Genomic DNA, 2,000 nt, shown 5'->3' with positions numbered 1-2,000 from the left:
TGTAGGCTTGTCTCTTTTTACGTGCCATTTTGAACACCTCAATAGTGGTTTATCTAACTATAGAAGGTGTCCACCAATTGTGGGTAACACGGACTGCTAACGCCTCAATAACCGGCTGCGTTGTGGCGGAGCCACGTTTTTAGCAGTCCGGCGCCGTAGAGGCGCGTAGTTGATTGACTTGTTAACTGCCTATTTCCGATTAAGTTCATATGTAACTTTACCCGACTCATAAACAGTAAAAATCCATTTTTCACCTAGGTTATTGCCTTGATACCTGTAGGAATTTCCGGACATCTTTGTAAGCTTACTTGTGAAATCGGGAACATCCTCAGGCAGCAAAATAAACTGGCCGGTAGACGTGTTGAGATCCAAGTTGTTGCTTGTCGATATGTTTGTCGTAGTACTCGGCAATATATCAGGGAGCCAGCCCCGTAGAAATAGCTTGTCCTCGAGTGCCTCCTCATACGTTGCATAGTGCGACGACACAACATCACTACATGAACAAAGCAAAATAACTATGAAGATCAAGGCTATAAGTCTCACTTGCCCTCTCCGTGCAGTTAACGCCGCACACAAAGGCGCGAGCTTGCGAGTGGACCTGCACCACTTTCACGGACACTTAGAGTGTGAAAGTTGATATTCATTGGGTGACATGTAGTTCAGACCCGAATGTAGACGAGTTTCATTGTAGAACTCAATGTAATCCATGATTCTCGCTACGCACTCAACTAGCGTGCTAAACGTCCAATGATACAGCAGCTCATTGCGCAGTGTCTTAAAGAACGACTCCACATAAGCATTGTCGGTCGGTGTTCCTGCCCGACTCATGCTGCTGACCAGCCCCATTTCTGAGATCCTATCACGGTAACTATCGGATCGGTACTCTGACCCTTGGTCACTATGGAAAAGGCAGCCGGGCTGCCTCGGCTCAAAGGCTAACGACATATTCAGGGCGCCAGTAACCAGGTCCGCATCATGGTTCCTTGAAAATACCCAACCGACCACTTTTCTTGACCATAGATCCAGGATCGCCGCCAGATAAAAGTCACCTTCCCGTGTTTTCAAGTAGGTCATATCTCCAGCCCAATACTGACCGCTCTGAACGGCTTTGGGCTGCTCAGCCAGCAGGTTCTTAGCCACAGGAGCGTTACTGTTACTGGAGCGTCTGAGTCGATGCGCATGGTATTTAGAGCGTATCCCATGAGCTTTCATCAGTCGGTTGACGCGCCTGCGGCTGCAGCTAAAGCTCAGTTTCTTGAGGTAAGGGTGAACACGAATAGCTCCATAGTTCGCCTCATGGCCGTGGTGCATGTCGACAATCTGCTCCACCAGTACAGCATCATACTGGGCTCTCTCGCTAATGGGCCTGTCCCGCCAGTCGTAATAACCGCTTGTGGAGACATTTAGCTGCTCGCACATGGTTAATATCTTATGAGAGTCTCGGTTCTTATCTATGAACGCGTATCTTTCCTGCGCTGTTCCTGAAAGAACCGACCGGCCTTTTTTAGGATGATGACTTCCTCCTCCCTGGCAGCCAGCCTTTTCTCGAGCTCCTTAATGCGCCGCTCAGCGACTTTCAACTTATCCGAATCCTCTCTCGATTTCTTCGGTGGTGGCGTCGGTATCTTCATATGCTTGTTCTCGGATAACCGTTTTTCCTTGAATTCCTGGCGCCACCGATACAGCATCACCGAGTGAATGCCAAGCGCTTCAGCTACGTCTTTGGCTTTAACGCCTTGCTTGTTGCTTTCCTTGACCGCTTTTACCTTGAACGCCAATGTGTAGCTGTTGTAGTGCCTCTTTCTCGTTATACCCATGTTACACCCCTTTAGCAGGACAGTGGTTTACTGTCCGTCAAAGTGGTGCAGGTTCAGAGCGTCCTGCCACCGCTTGCGGTGGCGTATTGGTGTGCCTTGTATGATGGAATTTCTCTTATTTTCACCGTTTACCCCAAGCGATATAGTGAGACCCAAACCTGCAGCAACAGGTTTTCAGCATGG

The 2,000-nt window shown here is 48.9% G+C and carries 3 protein-coding genes; all 3 read right to left on the bottom strand.

What is annotated here, in order from left to right; all coding sequences use genetic code 11:
* Nucleotides 1-189 precede the first annotated feature (189 nt).
* The 3 genes from G547_RS24105 to G547_RS0115930 all read right to left on the bottom strand — a co-directional run bounded on the left by G547_RS24105 (nucleotide 190) and on the right by G547_RS0115930 (nucleotide 1,817).
* Nucleotides 190-486, bottom strand: a complete 297-nt coding sequence (locus tag G547_RS24105) for a YbbD-related protein (RefSeq protein ID WP_483803750.1) — start codon at nucleotides 484-486, stop codon at nucleotides 190-192.
* Nucleotides 487-609: 123 nt separating this feature from the next.
* Complete coding sequence (locus tag G547_RS0115935) at nucleotides 610-1,455, bottom strand: IS3 family transposase (protein WP_027330694.1); 846 nt, start codon at nucleotides 1,453-1,455, stop codon at nucleotides 610-612.
* Nucleotides 1,452-1,817: a transposase gene (locus G547_RS0115930; RefSeq protein WP_036189160.1), complete on the bottom strand. Its 366-nt coding sequence runs from the start codon at nucleotides 1,815-1,817 to the stop codon at nucleotides 1,452-1,454. Before G547_RS0115930 ends, G547_RS0115935 begins: the two co-directional genes overlap by 4 nt.
* Between the last annotated feature and the right edge of the window lie 183 nt (nucleotides 1,818-2,000).

This window comes from Marinimicrobium agarilyticum DSM 16975 (assembly GCF_000423345.1).
GTDB lineage: Bacteria > Pseudomonadota > Gammaproteobacteria > Pseudomonadales > Cellvibrionaceae > Marinimicrobium > Marinimicrobium agarilyticum.
This window is presented reverse-complemented; position numbering and strand designations above follow the sequence as displayed.